Annotated in this window: 20 protein-coding genes and 1 tRNA gene; 13 read left to right on the forward strand and 8 right to left on the reverse strand. The window is 65.5% G+C overall.

All coding sequences use genetic code 11. The features are described from left to right. Positions 1 to 68: 68 nt before the first annotated feature. Both QNO06_RS02485 and QNO06_RS02490 read right to left on the reverse strand, forming a co-directional pair. Positions 69 to 4,559: an ExeM/NucH family extracellular endonuclease gene (locus tag QNO06_RS02485; protein WP_227913239.1), complete on the reverse strand. Its 4,491-nt coding sequence runs from the start codon at positions 4,557 to 4,559 to the stop codon at positions 69 to 71. 351 nt (positions 4,560 to 4,910) lie between these two features. Continuing rightward, positions 4,911 to 5,357, reverse strand: coding sequence for a septum formation family protein (locus QNO06_RS02490; RefSeq protein ID WP_227913241.1), 447 nt, complete (start codon positions 5,355 to 5,357; stop codon positions 4,911 to 4,913). Positions 5,358 to 5,631: 274 nt separating this feature from the next. Here QNO06_RS02490 and galT point away from each other — a divergent pair, with 274 nt between their 5' ends. Next, positions 5,632 to 6,744, forward strand: coding sequence for a galactose-1-phosphate uridylyltransferase (gene galT / locus QNO06_RS02495; RefSeq protein ID WP_442860174.1), 1,113 nt, complete (start codon positions 5,632 to 5,634; stop codon positions 6,742 to 6,744). Continuing rightward, a complete protein-coding gene (gene galK, locus QNO06_RS02500) occupies positions 6,741 to 7,967 on the forward strand; it encodes a galactokinase (protein ID WP_227913245.1) in 1,227 nt (408 codons plus the stop codon). The genes galT and galK overlap by 4 nt, the downstream gene beginning before the upstream one ends. Before the next feature lie 42 nt (positions 7,968 to 8,009). Here the strand turns inward: galK and QNO06_RS02505 are convergent, their stop codons facing one another. Together QNO06_RS02505 and QNO06_RS02510 are read right to left on the reverse strand one after the other, a co-directional pair. Beyond that, positions 8,010 to 8,480 (reverse strand): MarR family winged helix-turn-helix transcriptional regulator, encoded by a 471-nt coding sequence (locus QNO06_RS02505; RefSeq protein ID WP_227913246.1) that lies wholly within the window; start codon positions 8,478 to 8,480, stop codon positions 8,010 to 8,012. Between the two features lie 79 nt (positions 8,481 to 8,559). Continuing rightward, positions 8,560 to 8,647 (reverse strand) — tRNA-Ser (locus QNO06_RS02510). 61 nt (positions 8,648 to 8,708) lie between these two features. On the opposite strand from QNO06_RS02510, the gene QNO06_RS02515 reads away from it, so the two are divergent. The 6 genes from QNO06_RS02515 (at position 8,709) to QNO06_RS02540 (ending at position 14,599) form a co-directional block, all read left to right on the forward strand. Then, positions 8,709 to 9,686, forward strand: coding sequence for an NAD(P)H-quinone oxidoreductase (locus QNO06_RS02515; RefSeq protein WP_227913247.1), 978 nt, complete (start codon positions 8,709 to 8,711; stop codon positions 9,684 to 9,686). 168 nt (positions 9,687 to 9,854) lie between these two features. Beyond that, entirely contained in the window at positions 9,855 to 12,149 is a 2,295-nt protein-coding gene (locus tag QNO06_RS02520) for a carbon starvation CstA family protein (RefSeq protein WP_442860170.1), read from the forward strand. Continuing rightward, positions 12,146 to 12,346: a YbdD/YjiX family protein gene (locus tag QNO06_RS02525; RefSeq protein ID WP_227913248.1), complete on the forward strand. Its 201-nt coding sequence runs from the start codon at positions 12,146 to 12,148 to the stop codon at positions 12,344 to 12,346. Before QNO06_RS02520 ends, QNO06_RS02525 begins: the two co-directional genes overlap by 4 nt. A 167-nt stretch (positions 12,347 to 12,513) precedes the next feature. Continuing rightward, positions 12,514 to 13,188 carry a bacterial proteasome activator family protein gene (locus tag QNO06_RS02530; protein WP_269437407.1) on the forward strand — a complete coding sequence of 225 codons (675 nt, stop codon included), beginning with the start codon at positions 12,514 to 12,516 and terminating at the stop codon, positions 13,186 to 13,188. An 8-nt stretch (positions 13,189 to 13,196) separates the two neighbouring features. Continuing rightward, complete coding sequence (locus QNO06_RS02535; RefSeq protein WP_227913249.1) at positions 13,197 to 13,658, forward strand: hypothetical protein; 462 nt, start codon at positions 13,197 to 13,199, stop codon at positions 13,656 to 13,658. Between the two features lie 104 nt (positions 13,659 to 13,762). Beyond that, entirely contained in the window at positions 13,763 to 14,599 is an 837-nt protein-coding gene (locus QNO06_RS02540; RefSeq protein WP_227913253.1) for an aldo/keto reductase, read from the forward strand. Between the two features lie 76 nt (positions 14,600 to 14,675). Here QNO06_RS02540 and QNO06_RS02545 read toward each other — a convergent pair whose 3' ends face one another. Genes QNO06_RS02545 through QNO06_RS02560 form a run of 4 tightly spaced genes read right to left on the reverse strand, consistent with a single transcriptional unit; the run spans position 14,676 to position 17,856 of the window. Next, a complete protein-coding gene (locus QNO06_RS02545; RefSeq protein WP_227913255.1) occupies positions 14,676 to 15,062 on the reverse strand; it encodes a flagellar assembly protein FliW in 387 nt (128 codons plus the stop codon). Then, on the reverse strand, positions 15,059 to 15,946 hold the full coding sequence (flgL, locus tag QNO06_RS02550; protein WP_227913257.1) for a flagellar hook-associated protein FlgL: 888 nt from the start codon (positions 15,944 to 15,946) through the stop codon (positions 15,059 to 15,061). Before flgL ends, QNO06_RS02545 begins: the two co-directional genes overlap by 4 nt. A gap of 4 nt (positions 15,947 to 15,950) precedes the next feature. Beyond that, positions 15,951 to 17,351, reverse strand: a complete 1,401-nt coding sequence (gene flgK / locus QNO06_RS02555; protein ID WP_227913261.1) for a flagellar hook-associated protein FlgK — start codon at positions 17,349 to 17,351, stop codon at positions 15,951 to 15,953. Positions 17,352 to 17,370: 19 nt separating this feature from the next. Further along, positions 17,371 to 17,856, reverse strand: coding sequence for a flagellar protein FlgN (locus QNO06_RS02560; protein WP_227913262.1), 486 nt, complete (start codon positions 17,854 to 17,856; stop codon positions 17,371 to 17,373). A gap of 282 nt (positions 17,857 to 18,138) precedes the next feature. Here QNO06_RS02560 and QNO06_RS02565 point away from each other — a divergent pair, with 282 nt between their 5' ends. The 5 genes from QNO06_RS02565 to QNO06_RS02585 all read left to right on the forward strand — a co-directional run bounded on the left by QNO06_RS02565 (position 18,139) and on the right by QNO06_RS02585 (position 22,286). Beyond that, on the forward strand, positions 18,139 to 19,020 hold the full coding sequence (locus tag QNO06_RS02565; RefSeq protein ID WP_227913264.1) for a sigma-70 family RNA polymerase sigma factor: 882 nt from the start codon (positions 18,139 to 18,141) through the stop codon (positions 19,018 to 19,020). Positions 19,021 to 19,156: 136 nt separating this feature from the next. Next, the gene (locus tag QNO06_RS02570) at positions 19,157 to 19,993 is read left to right on the forward strand and encodes a flagellin N-terminal helical domain-containing protein (RefSeq protein ID WP_227913266.1); all 837 of its coding nucleotides are present in this window, start codon (positions 19,157 to 19,159) and stop codon (positions 19,991 to 19,993) included. A gap of 184 nt (positions 19,994 to 20,177) precedes the next feature. Beyond that, positions 20,178 to 21,512, forward strand: a complete 1,335-nt coding sequence (gene fliD, locus QNO06_RS02575) for a flagellar filament capping protein FliD (protein WP_227913267.1) — start codon at positions 20,178 to 20,180, stop codon at positions 21,510 to 21,512. 2 nt (positions 21,513 to 21,514) lie between these two features. Beyond that, on the forward strand, positions 21,515 to 21,952 hold the full coding sequence (gene fliS, locus QNO06_RS02580; RefSeq protein ID WP_227913268.1) for a flagellar export chaperone FliS: 438 nt from the start codon (positions 21,515 to 21,517) through the stop codon (positions 21,950 to 21,952). Continuing rightward, positions 21,942 to 22,286 (forward strand): hypothetical protein, encoded by a 345-nt coding sequence (locus tag QNO06_RS02585; protein WP_227913270.1) that lies wholly within the window; start codon positions 21,942 to 21,944, stop codon positions 22,284 to 22,286. The genes fliS and QNO06_RS02585 overlap by 11 nt, the downstream gene beginning before the upstream one ends. Positions 22,287 to 22,409: the final 123 nt, after the last annotated feature.

Genomic DNA, 22,409 nt, shown 5'->3' on the forward strand with positions numbered 1-22,409 from the left:
GCAGAAGCGCCGCCCCGGGTAAGGGGACGGCGCTTCTGGTTTACGGCCGCCGGGTCATGCCCGGGCGGTTACCGCCGCCCGGTCAGGCACAGGATGTGCTGCGCCAGCTCGTAGGCGTACCGTGCCCAGCCGCGCACGTCCCACCAGTGCTTGGGCGCCACCGGTGCCTTGCAGACCGGGGCGGGAGCAGCGGCTTTCTCCACGGTGACCGGGAGGGTCACCGTGGTGCCGGACTCAGCTGCCGTGAGGACGAGCCGGCCGGCCCCGGACGCCGACGCCGGAATGGTCACCGTTACGGCAGCGGATCCTGCGGAGACCGGAACGGTGCCCAGGGCGGTGGCCGTGCCGGCCGCGTTAACAAAGCTGACCGCCAGCGAGGTGTTGGCGGGGCTGCCCAGCGAGGTCAGGTTCAGCTGCGACACCGTAAAGCTCACGGCCGAACCGGCCTTGGCCGTAGCCGGTGCGCCCTTGACCGCTACGCCCTGCCGGGCGAAGTCGGGAGAGAGCGGGCTATTGGCCGAGATATAGCTGATCCAGGCGTCACGGTCCACCAGGCCGGTATCCCGGGTGTTTGTGCCTTCCCGGAAGACCGTGAAGTTGTCACCGCCCTGCGCCAGGAAACTGAAGGTCCCCACCCGGTAGTCGCGGGCCGGATCCATGGCGGCGCCGTTAATGGTGACGCTCTGGATCCGGGAACCGCGCGGCTGGTCCGGATCGAAGGTGTACGTGATGTTGTCGGAGAGTCCCAGGGCCAGGAAAGCCCGCGAGCTGCCCTCGGGCTGCCACTGCTGTTCAAGCATCGTTTTCAGCTGGGCACCGGTGAGAGTGGTGGTCCAGAGGTTGTTGACGAACGGCAGGACGGCATTGGCCTCGGCATAGGTGATTACTCCGTCGGGCCCGTAGTAGAGCTCGGCGCGCAGTCCGCCCGGGTTGGTGACGCCGATTTCGGCGCCGCCTCGTTCGGGTGCGGAGAGCGTGGACAGCAGGGAGTCTGCCACCAGCCCGCCGAGGGCCGACTCGGAACTGCGGTCGTCGCGGGCAGTGCCCACGAAGGCGGTGGTGATGTCCGCGGTGACGGATCCAACGGGCTGGTTGCCCACCTCGGCCGAGTACGCCAGGGCTGCGTCGACAATCCGCTTCACCTCGGCGACAGCCGGATAGGCGGCGACCAGGTCCGCCGGGGTCGTTTTGGTGCGGGCCACGTTGGCTGCCGAGTAGGACATGACCTCATCAGTGCCGGCGTTGTATTCGAGCTTGATCTGGCCGATGAACTCGCCGTAGGAGCCGGTCTGCACCACCGGACGGGTCTTGCCGCCCGCACCGGGGACGGGGGCGTCCCAGGCGTACTGCTTATGGGTGTGGCCGGTGTAAATGGCATCCACCAGCGGCGTGGTTTCGTTGACGATTTCAGCGAATGCGCCGCCTTCCCCGAGTTCCTGCTCCAGGGTGGCGCCGTCGGGGGTGCCGCTGCCGGCGCCCTCGTGGTACTCGGCCACGATCACATCGGCCAGGTCCTGCTCCACCAGCTGCGCGGCCACACGGTTCACGGCCTCAACCGGATCACCGAAGTCCAGGTTGCTGATGCCGCCGGGGCTGACCAGGCTGGCGGTTTCCTGGGTGATGGCGCCGATGACGGCCACCTTCACGCCGTTGACGTCAAGGATCTCGTACTCCTGCAACGCGGGAGTGGTAGTGCCCTTGGTGTAGACGTTGGCGCCCAGATAAGGGAACTGGGCGGCCGGGGCCACGCGCCCGGTCAGGTCCGCGAAGCCGCCGTCGAACTCGTGGTTGCCCACTGCCGAGGCCCGCAGCCCGAGGGCGTTGAGGACGTCAATGGTCGGCTGGTCCTGCTGCACCGAGGAGGCGAACAGGGACGCACCGATGTTGTCTCCCGCGGAGAGGAACAGTGAACTGCCGGCAGGCGCACCAGCCTTCAGTTCCTCCACGGTTCCGGCAAACGGCACCGTGTTGGCGTCGATCCGGCCGTGGAAATCGTTGATGTTCAACAGGTTCAGCGTGGCGGTGCCGGTACCTTCGGGAGTGAGGTCCATGCCCACGAGAATCGGGTCATGATCCGAGGACCGGTAAGGATCCGGTGCGTAGAAGTTGGTGGCGTTGTAGTTGTAGCGGCTGTATTCCAGCGCCACGGATTCCACCGAGTTGATGTTCCAGATGTCGGTGCCGGTGACGGTGTCGCTGGCCGCCGGGGAAGCCAGGACGTGGTCCAGGCTGCCGACCGTGCCGCCGAACGCGTAGGAATGCTTGCCGGTGGCGGCACCAAGATCAACGTAGCCGGCGTCGGCCAGCACTTTGATGGGGTCTTCCGCGTGGTAGGCGTTGAAGTCGCCCAGCAGGAAGACCTTGTCAGTGCCGGCGGCCTCGGATGCAGTTGCGGCAAAGGCCACCAGGGCCTGCGCCTGGCGGACGCGGTCCGCGTTCCAGCCGCCCTGCCCGGTGTCGGCATTCTCGCCCGAGGACGGTGCGGAGCCCTTGGACTTGAAGTGGTTGGAAACAGCCAGGATTTCGGTGCCCTCTTCGCCGCCGGCGGGCCGGAAGGCCTGGGCCAGCGGTTCACGGGCGTTGGAGAAGACGGTTTCGTCATCGAGGATGGTGGATTCGCCCACGGGCTCGGCCGTTGCGGTGCGGAAGATAAACGCGGTGCGGATGACATCTTCGTCGGCCGGCAGATCGGCAGGGGAGCGGACGTAGTCCCACGTTCCCGGCGCCTGCGCATTGAGGGCAGCGACGAGGCGGGAAAGTGCCTCGTCGCGGTCCTTGCCGAAGGTGGCGGAGTTCTCCACCTCCATCAGCGAAACCACATCGGCGCCCAGGGCGTTGATGGCGGCAACGATCTTGGCCTGCTGGCGTTCCAGGTTGGCCGCATCGGCGGCACCGCGGACGTCGCAGCCTCCTTGGACGGTGACGGGTGCGCCGGCGCGGTCCTTGTAGAAGGAGCAGCCGGGCACCGTGTCACCGGTGGTGGTGAAGTAGTTCAGCACGTTGAAGGAGGCGAGCTTCAGGTTGCCGCCCACGCTCTGGGGTGCCGGTGTGCGGGTGTTCTCGAACGACGCCGGCTGGACCGTGGCCGCATTGGCGGGGGTCAGCTCCGTAAGCGGCTGGAACTTCCAGCCGCTGTTGCGGTAGTCCAGGATCACGCCGGTGCTGAAGGTGGCTGCAGCGCCCACCCGGACCGGGTTCTCCGGGGTCAGGTACGGGAGCGGCTTGCCCTGGTTGGCGGCGTTGAGGAAGTTGGTGCTGGCGCCGTCGTCGAGCTTGACGGCACGGGCAGTGTTATCCGCGACGACGGCGGCGTGCTCGGGAGTGCCGACGGCGGCCACTGCGGTGGGCTGGACCAGCGGGGTGTCGCCGGCGGCCAGGCCGATCTCGGCGTACTGGTTCAGGGAGAAATTGTCCGTGACGGTGAAGTTGCCCTGGGGTGCCAGCAGCATGCCCTCGAGGGTTTCGCGCTGTGCTTCGGCGGCGGGCCAGGCCACTGCCGCAGGCTTGACCTCGGGTGCCGCTTCGCTGAGCTTGGTCAGGGCGCCTGCAGCGACGGTGAGCTGGGTCAGCCCGTTGTACTCGCCAACGGTGCCGGTGACCTCCACGTACTCTCCGGCGGCAACCTGTCCGGCCGTGGCCGCCGAGAAGACGAAAATGCCGTCTGAGGCGGTGTGTGCAGCGGGATCAAGGTCTCCGCCGGTCCCGGGAGTCTGGATGTAGTACCCGTTGAAGCCGCCGGTGGGATAAACGCCGGTGACCTTGCCGCGGGTCGTCACGGTTTGGCCGATCAGCGGACTGGCCTCCCCGGTGCCTTGAATCGCGGCGATCGGCACGGTCCCGGCTCCGGGAGTGCCCGGCGTCGTGGGCGTGGGCGTGGGCGTGGGGGTCGGCTCGGTGGGGACGGAACCGGCGGTGGAGGTGGGTGTGACCGAGGTGTTCAGCGTGAAGTCAGCGGCATTGTTGTTTGAATCCGCAAAACCGGTGCGGTTCAGCGACTTCGGGTCTGAGTTGCCTGCCGGTGCCGCGGCGGCGGCCGTTTCGAACGTGTTGGAGGTGCCGTATCCGAGCAGGTCCACCACCCCGGGCGCGCCGGTGACCGAGCCGGTGGGGAGCGGATCCACGCGGGTGCCCTGGTTCGAGAGGATCAGGGTGCCGCCTCCGCCGCCGAAACTGGCGCCGATGGTGGCGTCGGCAGTGGGCAGGGGTGCTCCGGTGGTGCCGTTGCTCGCGCCGGAGACCAGATAGTAGCCGCCCGGTGCGATGGTGCCCGAAAGGGTGCCGATGCCGGTGGGGGCGGTTGTGGTGCCGGCTGCGCGGTACTGCAGGGACCAGCCGTCCAGGCTGACGGGTTCACTGCCGGGGTTGTAGAGCTCCACGAACTTGGTGTTGAAGGGGGCGTTGGCGCTGCCGCCGGACAGGTACGCCTCGTTAATAATGATGCCGGGAGCGGCGGGGTCGCCGCCCTCCTCGGCGTAGGCCGGGAACGCGGTCAGCGGCGCGGCGAGCAGGCCGGCTGAGAGGGTTGTTCCCAGCACAGCCTTCCGGATTGAAGGTCTCATGCCTCATACTCCTTGGTCGGCCGTGGCGGCCGACGGGTTATGGCCGCGCCCAGGGGCGGCGGCAGGGGGTGCGCAAGTGATGGCGAACAGTGGTGATCAGGTAACGGGTGCGGTTGTACGGAGATGACGTTAAACGGTGCAGGTTACGTACAGATGACCGGAGGGTGACGTGCTGCGCTGCACGCCACCCAAGTTCTGCCAAACCCCCCGGAACAGCAGAAAAGTGATCGCCAGCACAGTGTACGGGGTGGCACCCCCACTACTTGCCAACCGGTCCCGGACGTAACAAAAGGGCACTGCCAGCCCCAGAGGCCGGCAGTGCCCTTTCAGTTAACGCGAAAGGTGGTTGCCCTAGCGGCTCGAACCCTTGTAGGACTCGGAGACCTCGGGGCCGTTGGCGGCACCGAGGGTGCAGGTGATGTCCCGGTCATCGTTCTTCCAGGAATCCTCGGTGGGAACAATGTAGGAGGCTTCCAGCTCCGACAGGTCGAAAGACGTGCCTACGTAGCCCTGGAACTCTTCGGCGCAAAGTTCCTGCGCCTTCGCCTCCAGCTCGGATACGCCTGGGTAGTCACCCTCAGCCTGTTCCTCGACAGCGAAAACTTCCTGCTTGTGTGCCTCTTCGCACTCGACCACGTCAACGTCGAAGATTTCCCGGGTTTCGGAGTCCGGTTCCGGAGCGGAGAAGCAGTCTCCAACTTCCAGGCTGCCCGGGGCCGTGCCGCCGGAGCAGCCAGCCAACAGTCCGGCAAAAATAATCGGAAGTGCCAGACGGCGAAGCCGCGCTGTGGTGCTCATATGTATCTCCTGTGGAACTAATGGTGTGGCGGCGCACCCCCATGGCGGCCAGGAACCACGGGCCTATCCTACGGGGCCTGCCGGCATGCTGTGTCCACCACCACACCGCTGGGCCGGCCGGTCATTGGTGGCGGCGAGGCCGCCTACGGCGATGCATGTCCCGGAAATCATGTCCCTCCCGGCGGGACTGGGTACGGTGAAGTCATCAGGATCCACCACATCCGGTTTGGGAGGCCAGCAAGTGTCCAGCACGTCCGGCGCAGCGCAGGGAACTGTGCCGCCGCCCATCGTCCACCGGCGGCACCGGCTCGCCGACGGCCGCGAATCGCTGTTCTTCACGGACCGCGGCGGCCGGCCGGTGGACTCTGTCTATGACGCCCGCCCGCTGGATCCCCGGTCCGGCAACGGAGAAGTGCGCTTTGACCGGTTGACCGGTGAATGGGTGGCGGTTGCCGCCCACCGGTCAACCCGCACCTACCTGCCTCCTGCGGACCAGTGCCCGTTGTGCCCCACCACCGCGGACCGGCTGTCGGAAATCCCTGCCGGAGACTTCGACGTCGTCGTGTTTGAAAACCGGTTCCCCTCCCTGGGCCCGGCCCTGGGCACCCTGCCGGAGCCGGGAGAAGCGGGCGGCCGGGAACTATGGGGCCGCCCCGAGCCCGCGTTTGGCCGCTGCGAGGTAGTGGTCTTCACCCCCGAGCACACCGGGTCCTTCGCCTCGCTGCCCTATAACCGGGCGCGGACCGTGGTGGAAGCGTGGGCGCAGCGCACGGAGGAACTGTCCGCGCTGGAGGGCATCGCACACGTATTTCCGTTCGAAAACCGCGGCCAGGACATCGGCGTCACGCTGCACCACCCGCACGGGCAGATCTACGCCTATCCCTACGCCGCCCCGCACGCCGTGCAGCTGGCTGAACGGTCCCGCCGGCACCTCGCTGAGCATGGCCGGCCCCTGATGGGAGAACTGCTCCGCGCCGAGTCGGAGGCCGGGGACCGGATGGTCCTGGCCGGCGAGCATTTCTCCGCCTACGTCCCCTACGCGGCCCGCTGGCCCCTGGAAATACATCTGGTGCCGCACCGGCAGGTTCCGGACCTGGCCGCGCTGACCGGGGCGGAACGCGATGAGCTCGCCGCCGTCTACCTGGACCTGCTCCGGCGGGTGGACGGGTTGTATAAAACTCCCACCCCGTACATTTCCGCCTGGCACCAGACACCGGTTACCGCCGCGGACCGCGAGGCGGGCTGGTTGCACCTGCAGCTGACCAGTCCCCGCCGGGCGGAGGACAAGCTGAAGTTCCTCGCCGGCTCGGAGGCTGCCATGGGCGCCTTCATCAACGACACCACGGCGGAGCAGACCGCCGCCAGACTCCGGGAGATCCGGGTATGAGCACCGCCGCCAACGCCGTCCAGCGGGAGGAACGTGCCCGCGCCTTGGCCCGCCGCTTCGCCGGGGTCTTCGGCGCGGAGCCCGACGGCGTGTGGTGCGCCCCGGGGCGGGTGAACCTGATCGGTGAGCATACCGACTACAACAACGGCTTCGTCCTGCCCTTTGCCATTGACCGCAGCGCCTTGGTGGCTGTGCGCCTGCGCCGTCCGGGACAGGACCCGGAAGCGGACACCGACGTCGTCCGCCTCGCCTCCACCTATGCGCAGACCGGCCTGTCCCGGGCGGAGTTCTCCACCGGTGGGCTGGAACCGGGCCTGGCAGCCGGCTGGGCCGCTTATCCTGCCGGTGTGGTGTACGCCTTGGCGCAGCATGCCGGTGCGTCCGTACCGGGATTCGACCTGCTCCTGGATTCCACCGTTCCGGTGGGTGCCGGCCTGTCCTCATCGCATGCCGTGGAAGTGGCCGTAATCGTGGCGCTGAATGACCTGCTCGGCCTGGGGCTGGACCGTCCCGGGATGGCCCGCCTGACTCAGTACGCGGAGAACGAGTTTGTGGGTGCACCCACAGGCATCATGGATCAGTCTGCGTCCCTGATGGGCGCCGAAGGCGGCGCCCTGTTCCTGGACTGCCGGAGCCTGGACTCTGAAATTGTGCCGCTGCCGCTAGCGGAGCACGGCCTCTCAGTGCTTGTGATGGACACCCGGGTGGAGCACAGCCACTCCGACGGCGGCTACAGTGCGCGCCGGCAGTCCTGCGAGCGGGGCGCGGCAGCGCTGGGCGCGGAGTCGCTGCGCGAAGTGCCTGCCGACGCGGACCTGTCCGGCTTGGACCATGAGACGCAGCGGCGGGTGCGGCACATCCTGAGTGAGAACCAGCGGGTGCTGCAGGTGGCGCAGAAGCTGCGCGACGGCGCGGTGGACTCCATCGGTGAACTGCTGACCGCCTCGCACATCTCCCTGCGGGATGACTTCGAGGTCTCCTGCCCGGAACTGGACCTAGCCGTGGACGCCGCCCTCGCTGCCGGCGCGATGGGTGCCCGGATGACCGGAGGCGGGTTCGGCGGTTCGGCCATTGCCCTGGTCCGGCACGACGACGAGGACGCAGTCCGTGCCGGGGTGCTGTCGGCCTTCGCGGACAGGGGATTCCGGGAGCCGGCCCTGTTTGCCGTCCTGCCGGCCGACGGCGCCGGACACGTTCAGCTCACGGCGCCCGGACGGCAATGACGGCCCTGCCGCTGCGGCCCCGGCGCTGCAGCGGCACGGTAGTCATCCCGTGGCGTGCGCCCTGCGGGTTACCTCGGCGGAGATCGCCCGCAAGCCCTGCTCAAGCGCCTGCAGGTCAGCAAGCGGCAGCCGGTCCAGGATGTCGGAATTCAGTTCCGGACGTCCTGCGACCAGGCGGCGCACCACGGTCCGGCCCCACGGGGTGGCCTTCACCCTGCGCACCCGGGCGTCCACGGGATCTTCCGAGCGGACAGCTACGCCCTGAGCCACAAGCCGGTCCACCAGTCCGGACATGGAGGCCATGGAAACGCCGAAGGATTGAGCCAAACCACTGCCCGTCGCACCCTCCTCGATGGTGACCAGCACCGTGAGGACCTTGAGCTGCCGAACAGTCAGGTCCGTGGCGAGCAGCGGATCGAGGAACGAGGACAGGGCCGAGGACTGGAGTGAATCGGTGATGTCTTCCAGGGCGCGCAGGATCCGCGTCCGTTCCTGCTGCTCCACCCCGGTCATGGGATCACCGTAGTGCCCCGGGAGGTGCCGGCAAAAGGAAAAGCGGCCCCGTTACCGGGGCCGCTTTTCCGTGTCGACGCGGAAGGTAAGGGATTCGAACCCTTGGTACGGGGTTACCGCACACTGGTTTTCAAGACCAGCTCCATCGGCCGCTCGGACAACCTTCCTCACTAGTAGTCTGGCAGAAGGGATGAATTCACCAAAATTCCCTGAACCAGGAAGGACAGCATGAAAGCGATCGTTATTGGAACGCCCGGGGGACCGGAAGCGCTTGAACTCCAGGACGTACCCACGCCCGCAGCCGGACCGGGAGAAGTGCTGATAGATGTCATTGCCGCCGGCATCAACCGCGCCGACGCGATGCAGCGCCAGGGACACTATCCGGTGCCGGCCGGAGCCTCCGAATATCCGGGGCTGGAAGTTTCGGGCCGCATTGCCGCCCTCGGCGAAGGCGTGGACGGCCCGGCAGTGGGAACCGAAGTGGTTGCACTGCTGTCCGGCGGCGGCTACGCCGAGCAGGTGGCCGTGCCCGCCGGCCAGGTCCTGCCCCTGCCGGACGGCTTCGACGCCGTCACCTCCGCCTCCTTGCCGGAAACGGCAGCCACCGTTTTTTCCAACCTCTTTATGGCTGCCGCAGTCCAGGAGGGGGACTATGTCCTGATCCACGGGGCCACCGGCGGCATCGGCACCATGGCCATCCAGATGGTCGCGGCCTTCGGCGCCGTTCCCATGGTGACCGCCGGGTCCGCGGAAAAGCTGGAACTGGCTCAGTCGCTGGGCGCCAAGGTGCTGATCAACTACAAGGAACAGGACTTCGTCGAAGCGGTGCGCGAAGCCACCGGAGGCCACGGGGCCGACGTCATCCTTGACGTGGTGGGCGCCAAGTACCTGCAGAAGAACCTGGATGCGCTCGCCGTCGCCGGCCGGCTGGTGATCATCGGGCTGCAGGGCGGTATCAAGGCCGAACTGGACCTGAACCAGCTGATGACCAAACGCGCCGCCGTCATGGGCACCACCCTCCGCGGACGGCCGGTGGAGGAAAAGAGTGCCATCATGGCCGCGGTGGGTGAGTATGTCTGGCCGCTGCTGGTCTCCGGGCAGATCCGGCCCCTGGTGGACCGCACCTTCCCGCTGGCCGAGGCGGCCGCCGCCCACGAGTACTTCGACTCCGGGCAGCACGCGGGCAAGATCCTGCTCACCCTCTAGTTCCGGAGTCCCCAGGGGCACAACGACGGCGGCTGCACTTGTGCGGCCGCCGTCACGTGTATCTGTGACGTGCAACTCACCCGCTGATAATCTCTAGGAGCAGGGTCACTCCCTGCCCATCGGTTGAAATGTCAACGCAGACAAGCCACCGCAGATAGAGGGATCATCATGAGCGAGAACCATCGGCACCGGGCCGAAACTGAAGGAATACCGGACGGCGACGTCCTGGAACAGGACCCGGCACTGCCGCCGGTAGCCGTGGACCCGGAAATGCTGGCGGCGGAAGACCGCCGGTGGACGCCGGGAAAGATTGCCCTGTGGGCGGGCATCGCCCTGCTGGGCGGCCTGAGCTGGACCATGCTGGCCGTGGTCCGCGGCGAAACGGTCAACGCCATCTGGTTCGTGTTCGCCGCGGTGTGTACCTATTTCATTGGGTACCGCTTCTACTCCAAGCTCATTGAAGCCAAACTGCTGAAGCCCAATGACCGCCGTGCCACTCCCGCGGAGTACCTGGCGGACGGCAAGGACTTCGCCGCCACCGACCGGCGGGTGCTTTACGGCCACCACTTCGCCGCCATTGCCGGCGCCGGCCCGCTCGTCGGCCCGGTCCTGGCCGCGCAGATGGGCTACCTGCCCGGAACCATCTGGATCATTGTGGGCGTGGTGCTGGCCGGCGCCGTCCAGGATTACCTTGTCCTGTTCTTCTCCATGCGCCGCGGCGGCCGCTCGCTGGGCCAGATGGCCCGCGACGAACTCGGGCTGATCGGCGGCACCGCAGCACTGATCGCCACCCTGGTCATCATGATCATCATCGTGGCCATCCTCGCCCTGGTGGTGGTGAACGCCCTGGCCGAAAGCCCGTGGGGCGTCTTCTCCGTCAGCATGACCATCCCCATCGCCTTGTTCATGGGCGTCTACCTGCGCTTCCTGCGGCCGGGCAAGGTCACCGAGGTGTCCATCATCGGCTTCGTCCTGCTGCTGGCCGCGATCATCGGCGGCGGCTGGGTTGCCGGCACCCCGCTGGGCGACGCCCTGACCCTGGAACCGACAACCATCGCCTGGGGCATCATCATCTACGGCTTCATTGCCGCCGTCCTGCCGGTCTGGCTGCTGCTGGCCCCGCGCGACTACCTCTCCACCTTCATGAAGGTGGGCACCATCGTGATGCTCGCCGTCGCGATCATCATTGTCCGCCCGGAAATCTCCGTTCCCGCGGTCAGCGAATTCGCCGGCCAGGACAACGGCCCGGTGGTCGCCGGCCCGCTCTTCCCATTCCTGTTCGTCACCATCGCCTGCGGTGCATTGTCCGGCTTCCACGCCCTGATTTCCTCCGGCACCACCCCCAAGATGCTGGAGAAGGAACGCCAGACCCGGTTCATCGGCTACGGCGGCATGCTGATGGAATCCTTCGTGGCCATCATGGCGCTCGTCGCCGCCGTCTCGATTGACCGCGGCATCTACTTCGCCATGAACGCCTCCGCCGGCGCCACCGGCGGAACCGTGGAGGGCGCCGTCGCCTTCGTCAACAGCCTGGGCCTGACGGGGGTGAACCTCACCCCGGACATGCTTTCCGGCCTTGCCTCCAACGTGGGGGAGGAGTCCATTGTGTCGCGCACCGGCGGCGCGCCCACGCTCGCCGTCGGCCTGGCCACCATCATGCATTCCCTGATCGGCGGGCCGTCCATGATGGCTTTCTGGTACCACTTCGCGATTATGTTCGAGGCCCTGTTCATCCTCACCGCCGTAGACGCCGGCACCCGCGTGGCACGGTTCATGCTGCAGGACACCATCGGCAACGTCGCCCCGAAGTTCAAGGACATGTCCTGGCGGCCCGGCGCATGGATCAGCACCGCCATTATGGTGGCCGGCTGGGGGTCGATCCTGATCATGGGGGTCACGGACCCGCTGGGCGGGATCAACACCCTGTTCCCGCTCTTCGGCATCGCCAACCAGCTGCTCGCCGCCATTGCGCTGGCCGTCTGCATGGCCATCATCGCCCAAAAGAACGCGTTTCGGTGGCTGTGGATCGTGGCGCTGCCGCTGGCCTTCGCCGCGGTGGTGACCATTACGGCGTCGTTCTACAAGATCTTCTCGCCGGTTCCCGCCGTCGGCTACTGGGCCAACCATGAGGCCTTCTCCGCGGCCCTGGCCGAAGGGAAGACCAGCTTCGGCACGGCCAAGACCGTGGAAGCCATGGAAGCGGTGGTGCGCAACACCTTGATCCAGACCACGCTGTCCGTGGTGTTCGTGACGCTGGCAATCATCGTGATCATCACGGCCATCATCGCCACCATCCGCTCCTACCGTTCCGGGGGCGCCCCCAGCGCTGAAGACCCGGCGATCCCGTCCCGGAAGTTCGCGCCTGCGGGGTTCCTGACCACTCCGGCGGAAAAGGAGATCCTGGCCCAGTGGGATGCCCTGCCGGACGCCAAGCGGCCGGCGAAGAAAGCCGCGCACTCATGAGTGCCGCCGTCGCCGTCGGGCAGGGGGTGCGCAGCCTCGTGCGGTTCTTCCGCGACGTGATGGGGGAAGACGCGTACCGCAAGTACGCGGACTTCCACGCGGCGTCGGGCTGTGCGTCCCCGCTGATGAGCGAGAAGGAGTTCTGGCGGGACAAGATGGACCGCCAGGATGCCAACCCGCAGGGCCGCTGCTGCTGAGCCTGCACACGCCAGAACGGCACCACTAACGACGGCGGCGCCGCACCTACCCGCGGCGCCGCCGTCGTGCGTATATGCGTCGCTTTATTGCTGCCAATACGGCCGGGACGGCCGGAAAGCCGGCCGGACAGGAGGCAACCGTCACTAAGCGTGAGAGCATTAATGCCATGACTGATCAGAACGGATCCTCCGACGGCCCCGGCGCGGCCCCGGACGCTCCTGCCCAGAAGTCACAGACCCCGGCCGAGGACGGTACTGCGCGTTCGGGCGCTGCGGGAACAGAAAGCGGCGCCGCCCCGGTGGCCCGGGCAGCGGATGCCCCGCAGGACGGGCACGCCAAGGCCAAAAGCGGACCGGCCAAACTGAACGAGCTGGTGGACGAGCCGGCGAAGGTCATGCGCATCGGCACCATGATCAAGCAGCTGCTTGAAGAGGTGCGCAACGCGCCGCTGGACGACGCCGCACGCAACCGGTTGGCGGAGATCCACGCCCGCTCCATCGGCGAGCTTGAGGACGGGCTTGCACCCGAACTCGTGGACGAGCTGCACCGGATCAACCTGCCGTTCCTGGATGATTCAACCCCCACCGACGCGGAACTGCGGATTGCGCAGGCCCAGATGGTGGGCTGGCTGGAAGGTCTCTTCCGTGGTATCCAGACCGCCATTGCCGCGCAGCAGACGGCCAGCCAGGCGGCCGGGCGGCTTCAGTTGCGCCAGCTGCCGCCCGGGACCATGCTAGCCCCTGGAATTGTTGTTGGAGACGACGGGGAGCCGCGCCGTGCTTCCCAAGGGACGGGCAGCCCGCGGCAGGAACCGCACGCGGGCCCCGGCCAGTACTTGTAAGGACGTAGATGGCACTTTTTGCAGCCGCCCGGCAGGGGCGGAAGGATGACGCGGAACTGGGCAAGGGCGTGTGGCGCCGTGCCCATGACCGGTTTACCCGGGGCCTGGACCGGTATTACCAGATGCTCGAAGGCGTGGAAGACGACGCCGTCTACAACGAACTGGTCACCGTCGCCAACGAACTCGCTGCGCTGCTGCCGCGGATCCGCGAGGTCTGCGTCCGCGCCCAGCAGCAGCTGCCCAGCAGTGGGCAGAACATCCCCGGCGCCCTGACGACCGTGCACCGGGCACTGTCGCGCAGCGGGAACTCGCTCGCCGCAGCGGCCGAAGCGGCCGCCATGTCCCGGCTGGAGTCAGAGCGCTGGGGAATCGCCTCGGCGGGTCTGGACAATGTGCGACGCCGCGCGGAGCTGGTGGCCGAAGACGTTACGGAAGCCGAGCGTGCGCTGGCAGCAGCCCCGCAATTGTAGTTAGCCGCCCAAAATACTTCGCGGAATCGGGAATAGGCTGCCGCCCGTTTTCGCGCAGAGCATATCGGCTTTGTCCTCGGCGCATTCCGGACAAGGATGAGACCATGACTACATCACCGGTTGTGACTTTTAATGACGGCAATACCATTCCCCAGCTCGGCTACGGCGTGTGGCAGGTTGAGGACGAGGTTGCCGAAAAGGTAGTGGGACAGGCCTTCGAGGTTGGCTACCGCCACATCGATACGGCCAAGATCTACGGCAATGAGGCCGGTGTCGGCCGCGCCATTGCCGCCACGTCCGTCCCCCGCGAAGACATGTTCATCACCACGAAGGTGTGGAACGCGGACCAGGGCTACGAAGAAACCCTGAAGGCCTTTGACGCTTCCATGGAGCGCCTGGGCCTGGAAACCCTGGACCTGTACCTGATCCACTGGCTCCAGCCCAAGCAGAACAAGTACGTGGACACCTGGAAGGCGCTGGTTGAACTGCAGAAGCAGGGCCGCGTGAAGTCCATCGGCGTCTGCAACTTCACCAAGGAAGCCCTGCAGGAAATCATCGACGCCACCGGCGTTGTCCCGGTCCTGAACCAGGTGGAAACCCACCCGTACCTGAACCAGGCCGATCTGCGCGCCTTCGAGGCCGAGCACAACATCCTGCACGAGTCCTGGTCCCCGCTGGGCTCCGGCAAGGGCCTGCTCGAGGACCCCAAGCTCGTGGAGATCGCTGCGAAGTACGACGGCGCCACCCCGGCCCAGGTGGTCATCGCCTGGCACCTGGCCCTGGGCAGCATTGTGATCCCCAAGTCCGTGACCGAGTCCCGGATTCGGGAAAACTGGGAGGCCCTGGACCTTCGGCTCAGCGCTGAGGACATCGAGGCCATCAACGCCCTGGACAACGGCACCCGTTACGGCGCCGATCCGGCAACGGCCGACTTCGCCTAAGCCTTAGCTTTTCCGCGAAACATAAAAGGCGCACACCCCGCGGGGTGTGCGCCTTTTGGTTTATCAGTGCGTGCGTTCAGGCGGCTACCGGGTCCAATGGAGCACGGACCGGCCAGTCCTGGCCTTCGAGGATCACCTGCGCACAGCTGCCGGTGTTCAGATTGACCACAATCGGTGCCAGCAGGTTGACGGTGGTTCCGTCCAGGGCGGGGTTGGCAACCACCAGGACGGCGGCGTCGGCCGCGGTTTCCAGCTGCAGCTGGTGGCGCTGCTCATCGGTGATTTCCGGGTGGTAGTCCGGCAGGTACACGGAGGCGTCCAGCACGTAGAGCCGGGCGGTGCCCCCGTTGCCGGAGGTGCTCAGGGCGAACAGGCCGGCCGCGCCGTCGATCTCCTCGAGGTCGAAGTGGACCTCGGGAGCCAACCCGGGAGGGGGCGTCAGGAATGTGAGGCCGGTGCTCATCGCAGGAAGTCCATCAGTGTGGGCTGCAGTGCTTTCGCCGTGACCGCCAGAGCCGCCTGGTAGGCGACTTCCTGGAGCTTCATGTCCATGATGACTTTGGCAGTGTCCAGGTCCTCGATGCCGGAGCGCCGGGATTCGAGGCTGATCGACTGCTCCGCCAGGGTGTCCTTGGCCTTGATCGTGGCGGCATGGCGGACGCCAAGGGCGGAGTGCTCCATCCGAACCGTTTCCGCGGCGGAATCGATCTTGGTCAGGTATCCGCTGGCATCGTTATTTTCGTTCAGATCCTTTACCAGGTCATCCACCAGGCGAAAGACTGATCCCTCTCCGCTGCCGAACACTGCTTCACCATCGGTATCAACGCGCATCAGGGTACTGCCGTCCAATCGGCGCGTAGTGGGGGTGCCGCTTCCGCTGTAGTTGTAGGAGCCCGCGTCTTCGGTGAAGGCCTTACCGGTGTCCGAGGTCCCGGCAAACACTGTCCGGCCCAGGTAGGTGGTATTGGCTTCGCGCAGCAGGTCAGTCTTCAGGCCGGCAAGTTCCGTGGCAATTGCCTTGCGGTCGCTCGGTGACATAGTGCCGGTAGTGGCGCTGAGGGCAAGGTCCTTGACCCGGCCCAGGATCTTGGTGGTATTGCTCAATGCGCTGTCGGTAACGCTGAGCCAACCCTCCGCGTCGCTCTGGTTGGAGCCGTACTGAACGTTCGCACGGATTTCGGACCGGACCTTGAGCGCATTGGCCGTGCCGGTCGGGTCATCCGAAGGGCGGCCAATGGTGGCGGAGGAGGTGACCTGTTCCTGCAGTTTGGCCATGCGGGACATGCTGGCCTGCAAGTTCTGCTGGGCCGTCCGGGCCATGGTCTGGTTGGTGGTGCGGCTGATCACGGGGTTACCTTCCGACAATTCCGGTGCGGTTAATGAGGGTGTCGAGCATTTCGTCAATGGCGCTCATCACGCGGGAAGCACCCTGGTAAGCGTGCTGGTACATCAGCAGGTTCACGTTTTCCTCATCCAAGTCCACTGAGGCGTTGGACAGCTGCAGGTCGACAGCCGAGGAGGAAGCCACGCCGGCGAGCGTTGCCTGCTGCAGTTCGGACCGGCTGAGTGCACCGGTGGCTGTCACGAAGGTGCTCCACACTGCGTCAGCGGAGCCGGCCTTGGAACCCAGCTGGGAGATTTTGTCCGCCATGCTGCCGTCCAAAGTGCCTGCGCCGGGCGTTCCCGTGGCAATGCCGGAAGCGTCTGTGGGAATCGCTTTCAGCGTGGTGGCTGCGGGGCTGCCGACGGTGAAGAAGTTTAGCCCGGTGGCGCCGCCGGTGGTGGCGCCCTGGCTGTGCAGTTCGTTGACGGTGGCCGCCAAGGTGGCGGCAACCTCGTTGTAGGACGCGGCGGCGGTTGCGAAGATCCCCCCGGCTCCTGCCGGAGCCAGCAGTGAAACGGCGCCGGCAATTTCGCCGCGGCTGATCCCGGCGGAGCCGGCACGGTCCGTCCAGGAAACGGTGGGTGCCGCGGTGTCATCGATGGATGTTCCGCCGGTGACCTGCAGGGTCCGTACGTTTGTGCCCGTGACCAGCGCGTTGCCGTCGATGAGCACGTCCACCATGCCGTCCGGAGTTTCCCGGACCGTGGCACCGCTCAGGGCAGCGATGGTGGTGGCCAACGAGTTGCGCTGGTCCACCAACTCGTTGGCGGATGCGCCGGAAGCAAGAGTGGACCGGATAGCTCCGTTGAGCGTGGCCAGCTGAGAGGCGCTGTCATTGAGTTCGCTGACCATGTCATTGAGCCCGCTGCGGGTGCTGTTCCACTGGTCGCGGACGTTGTTGTATCCGTCGGCAATCTGGCCTGCCACCGCTGCGGTGTCGCTCAGCAACACGGCAGCGGCGGTATTGTCGCCCGGCTTGTTGGCTACGCCCTGCCAAGCAGCGGAGAAATTCTGCAGTGCGGTGGAGAGCCCGTTTTTGCCCGGTTCGTTGAAGCTGTCCTCCAGGGCAATGAGGGCGTTGGCGCGGACGGCGGAGTAGCCGGCCACGGCGGCGGTGCTGCGCACCCGGGTATCCAGCTGAAGGCTGCCCAGCCGGGCAATGGAGTCCACGGATACGCCCTGGCCGACGCCGGTACCGGTGGAGAACCTGCCCATCGGGGCCAGCGAGGGGGCAGCGGAGGTGTTCAGGCGCTGGCGGGTGTAGCCGGCAACGTTGGCGTTGGCGATGTTCTGGCCCACCACGTCAATGCCCTTGCGGGCCGCGGAAAGGCCGGTGTATGCCGTGTTCAGGCCGCTGAAGGTGCTCATTGTTTAGGAGTCCTTAACGTCAAATGTTCTGGTCAACCAGCCGGGCGGCTGAGGTGGGGGCGGCCGATGTGCCGGACGCTGTGTAGGTGTTGGCCTCGGGATTCATTCCCGCCAGTGTTTCCTGGGCCGACCTGGCTGCCGTGCGGAGGAACTGTTCGTTGATATCGCGCAGTTCGCGGATCTTCACGGTCAGTTCCGTCATGGCCTGGAGGTGGGCGTTGAAGATTTCCGTCCAGGGCCCGGGCGGCGCTGCCGCCACCAGTTCGCGGAGGGTGGCGTCCTCGGAAGTGCCCCATTCGCGGGCCAGGCCGGCTACTGCCACGGCCCGCCCCAGATCGGCCCCGCGGAGGCGTTCCAGGACCTGCTCCACCTCGCGGGTCGCGTGCGTCAGCCATTTGGTTTTTCCGGAGGTGAGCAGCAGTTGTTCTTCTTCGAGCTTGAACACAAGAAGTTCCAATAACTCACGCTCCTCCCAAAGAAGTGCGGAGAGTCTCTGAGTACCCATGCTTGGCTCACCTCCTAGGTAGTGCACTGAATGTCTCTATAACGAAAAGACGTCTGGTTCCAGGCCCCAACCTGCGGCAAAAGTCTTTGGATTGGCGGACGCATTGCAATTTGTCCGTCAAAAAGCACTATCGGCCGGTTGATCCGGAATGTTAGTGGTATGTTTCAGCTAAAGCGCTCACGTGTGGATAGCACAGCGGACTCAGCCACTGACCATGGGCAGGCGCACAACTGGGGGATCAGTTGGGGACAGTTGGGGAACAAGGGCTTGGGGGTCCAAAGATTGAATCGTACCGAACGCAATGCGCTCGTGGTGGAAAACCTGCCGCTGGTTGGCTATCTCGTATCCGAAGTCTGCGCCAAGGCCACGCACCTTTCGCGTGATGACTTGGCCTCCGCCGGCTCCATTGCCCTGATAACGTCGGCCGATTCCTTTGACCCGAATCTTGGGGTTCCTTTCGGTGCGTATGCCCGCCGCCGCATCGTCGGTGCTTTCGCTGATGAAATGCGTTCCAGCGATTGGGCCACCCGATCCGCCCGGCGCCGGATCAAGGAAACACTGGCGGTCAAGGAAACCCTTACTGCAGCGCTTGGGCGCACGCCCAATGTGGATGAAATTGCCTCGGCTCTGGGTGTGGACCGCACCGTCGCCGAAGACGCCCTTTCGGATGCTTCCCGCACGGTGTCCAGCTTGGACGAGTCGGTGACCGACTTCCTGGTCGCTGACATGCCGTCGCCGGAGGGCTCCCTGCTGGCTACCGAACGGTTGAAGTACCTCAATGCAGCGGTCGCTGCCCTGCCGGAGAAGATGCGGTACATCGTGGAGGAAATCTACTTCCACGACCGTACGGTGAAGGAGATTGCCGAAGAACTCGGCAGCACGCACTCGGCTGTCTCACAGCAGCGTGCCGAAGCGGTCCGCCTGCTCCGCGACGGATTGGGCACGCATTACTCGGACGAGGGCAATGCCCCGCAGATTTCCTCCCGGATTGCCCCGGCCCGCCGCAATGCCTACCTCACTTCTGTGGGGGACCGCACGGCCGGCGGGATTACCCGGCACCACCTGGCGCCGGTGCTTCCCGGGGCTGCGGGTCTTCCTGGATTTCCGGTGGGGCTTCCCGGCATTCCGGGGCGGCCGGCAGTATTTAATCCTGCCGCTTCCTAGCGGCGTTCCTGGCAGACGGAAACGAATAAAAAATTCTTTTCCGAATCGCTAACACTCTTTGATGCTCCGCCGATAGCTATGGTTGCAGGCCCACGGACGGGCCGCTTAGTACAGCCCACTCACGGAGGAATACATCATGGGTTTCACAATTAACACCAACGTTTCATCGCTCAACGCCATGCGTAACCTGACGCTCAACCAGAGCTCGCAGGCCAAGTCGGTCGAGCGCCTCTCCAGCGGCATGCGCATCAACCGTGCAGCTGACGACGCCGCCGGCCTGGCGATCTCCGAAGGCCTGAAGAACCAGGTTTCCGGTCTCACCGTTGCCGGCCGCAACGCCCAGGACGGCATCAGCCTCATCCAGACCGCTGAAGGCGCCCTGACCGAGGTCCACAACATCCTCAACCGTATGCGTGACCTGACGGTTCAGGCTTCCAACGATACGAACAACACCGAATCCCGCACCGCTATCCAGACCGAAGTCACGGCCCTGACCTCGGAACTGGGACGGATCAAGGACACGACAAACTTCAACGGCATCCAGCTGCTGGACAATACCGTGACCTCCGGCGCTACTGCAGGCACGCTGAAGATCCAGGTTGGTGCTGATGCCAACGAGACCATCGACGTCACTCTGGCCAACGTGGCCGCCACGCTCACCACGATGGGCGACCTGACCGTTGATTCCCAGGTAAACGCAGCCGCGTCGACCACCAAGCTGGATGCTGCCATCAAGTCCACTTCGGATCAGCGCGCAACCCTCGGTGCACAGCAGAACCGCCTGGAGTCCACCTCGCGCTCCATCGCGGTGTCCGTGGAGAACCTCTCCTCGGCCAACTCCCGTATCCGCGACACGGACATGGCAGCGGAAATGGGCAGCTTCACCAAGTCCCAGATCCTGTCCCAGGCCGCTACCGCCATGCTGGCCCAGGCCAACCAGATGAACTCCGGCGTTATGTCGCTCCTGCAGTAGCAGATCGGGCAGCACGGATTTATCAGCAGTGACCGTATGACCGGCAGGTGAATGGCCGCTGGCGGCGGGGAAACATGACTTGGACCTCACGCTTCCCGCCGCCAGCCCATTCCCTGCCTTCGCTTTTTCACCGCAAACCTTTTCGGCAGAACCTTTCCAGCAGGACTTCTCAAGGAGCATTTTCATGGCGCTAGGCATTGACGGGCTGATCAGCGGCATCAAAACCACCGAGATGATCACCGAACTCATGAAGGTTGAAGCCCGTCCCCAGGCGCTGCTGAAGCAAAAGGTCGAGACCAATAAACTATTCGCTACCGCCCTGCAGAACCTGAATAGCAAGATCGCGTCACTGACCGAGGCGGCCGGGAAGATCGCCAAGCCGGCCGGCACGGAACGCTACACCGCAGTCTCCGGCTCGGACAGTATCAAGGCCACCGTCAAGACCGGTGCCGCCGCCGGGTCGCTGGACCTCACGGTGAACAAGCTGGCCACCGCGCAGGTGTCCCTGTCCGGAGCCATGGCCGCCTGGCCCAACGGTGACGCGCTGTCGATTTCCGTCGACGGGGCCATCACCGAGCTGGACACCGCGGGCAAGAGCATGGACGAAGTCATCAGCACGGTCAACAAGGCCAACCTGGGTGTCACGGCCGTCAAGATCGCCGCCGGCAGCGTGGACGGCGTGCAGCAGTACCGTATGCAGTTCACCGCCGCCGAAACCGGTGCAGCAGGAGCGTTCACCGTCTCGCAGAACGGCACCGATCTGGGTGCCATCCGCGCGGGATCCGACGCCGAGGTCACGCTGTGGGCCGGAGTGCCCGGCGCGGAAACGAAAATTACCTCGGCCACCAACACCTTTGCCGATCTGATGCCCGGCGTGGACATCACGGTGTCTGCCGTCTCCGCCCAGCCAGTGACCGTGGCCGTGAGCCGGGACGCCAAGGCGATCTCCGACGTCGCGGCCTCGCTGGTCACCGGCCTCACCGACGTGTTCAATTACATCGACCGGAACTCCGCCGTATCAGTGAACACGTCCGACGGCGTCACCAAGACCACCGGCGGAGTATTTACCGGAGACTCGGCCACCCGCTCGCTGAAGCAGTCAATCATTGATGCCGCCACCGGTGCGCTGGACGGACGCTCGCCGTCGGAAATCGGTATCACCCTCACCAAATACGGCACGGTCGAGTTCGATGCCGAGAAGTTCAGCACCGCCCTGGCCGCGGACCCGGAAAAAACACAGGCCGCGCTTACGGCCATCGCCTCCCGGGTCGAAGCGGCCGGCAAGGCTGCCTCAGATAAGTACGACGGCTCCATAACCAAGCGCATCACCAGCCAGGAAACCGTGGTGAAGTCCCTCAACACGCAGGTTGAGGACTGGGACCGGCGCCTGGCTTCCCGCGAATCCACGCTGAAAATGATCTGGTCCAACCTGGAAGTTAAGCTCGGCACCCTGAACAGCCAGATGGACTGGCTCACCGGCCAGCTCGACTCCCTCTCCGCCTCCTCGAGTAAGAAGTGACCGTGAACTACGGACTTGCCGCCAAGCGTGCCGAATACGCACGCAACGCAGTGCTCTCCGCCTCCCCGGCGCGCCTGCTGACCATGCTCTACGACCGGCTGCTGCTGGACCTGGCCCGTGCCGAAGAAGCCCAGACCACTGCCAACTGGCAAGTAGCCTCGGAAAACCTGCTCCACGCGCAGGCCATCATCACCGAACTGCTGGGCACGCTGAAAACGGACCTTTGGGAGGGCGGGGAAAACCTGCACGCCATTTACACGTACTCGCTGTCCACGCTGATGAACGCCAACATCGGCCGGGACGCGAAACTGACCCGCGAATGCATCGACCTGCTCGAACCAATCCGCGCCGCCTGGCACGAGGCCGCCGCGCAGCTTCCCGCCGCGGGTGTCGCGCCTGCTGCAGCCGGAACTCCCGGAGGAGTCCTCGGTGTCGGCTGAATCGGCAGAGCCCTACCGCACCCCCGCGGAGCTGGAGAACTTCATGCTCTGGGAAACCGTGCTGACCCAGCTCGAAGACAACCTGGAGTCCTTCCTCGAAGGCCAGTCCCTCACCGAACAGGCCCGCGAAGCTGCCGCCGACTGGGAGCCGCCGGCCGAACTGGGCCCGCTGCCGGAAGCCCTCATCACCCGCGCACGGCTGCTGTCCAAGGCACAGTCACGCGCCTACGCCCAGTTGCGGAATGAGTCGCGTACCAACCGCAAGCAGAGCATGTTGATCCGCAGCGTTCCCGGCCCGACGTCGTCGGCCGTTTACCTCGAAGTCGACGGCTAATAAAGCACGGAATTAGACAGGGTACTTAGTGCCTATATACCCAGTACTCAAAAAAATCAAAAAATTACCCGGTGATTCCTTACGCGGTTTATTTAACTGCCGATAATCACCATTGAGAGCATG

Origin of the sequence: Arthrobacter sp. zg-Y20 (genome assembly GCF_030142075.1) — a bacterium.
GTDB lineage: Bacteria > Actinomycetota > Actinomycetes > Actinomycetales > Micrococcaceae > Arthrobacter_B.